General features: G+C 70.2%; 1 protein-coding gene. It reads left to right on the top strand.

What is annotated here, in order from left to right; translation table 11 throughout:
• Positions 1–275, top strand: a 275-nt coding sequence (locus ADK41_RS13770) for a polyketide synthase dehydratase domain-containing protein (protein ID WP_037805376.1), incomplete at both ends; no start/stop codon positions are given.

Below are 275 nucleotides of genomic sequence, written 5' to 3'. Positions count from 1 at the left end.
TACGAGGTCTTCCGGGAGCGTGGTTACGGCTACGGTCCGGTGTTCCGGGGGTTGCGTGCGGCGTGGCGTCGGGGTGAGGAGTTGTTCGCCGAGGTCGCTCTGCCGCAGGAGTCGGTGGGTGAGGCCGGTGGGTTCGGTCTGCATCCGGCGCTGCTGGACGCGTCGATGCACGCGGCGATCCTGAACGACGGTGAGGGCGAGACGGTGATTCCGTTCGCCTGGAACGGTGTGCGCCTGCACGCGGTCGGCGCCTCCGCCGTCCGCGTCCGCATCGG

The sequence above is a fragment of the Streptomyces caelestis genome (assembly GCF_001279005.1).
Taxonomy (GTDB): Bacteria; Actinomycetota; Actinomycetes; order Streptomycetales; family Streptomycetaceae; genus Streptomyces; species Streptomyces heliomycini.
Note: the sequence above shows the minus strand (reverse complement) of the source record. Positions and strands in the feature narration are given on the sequence as shown.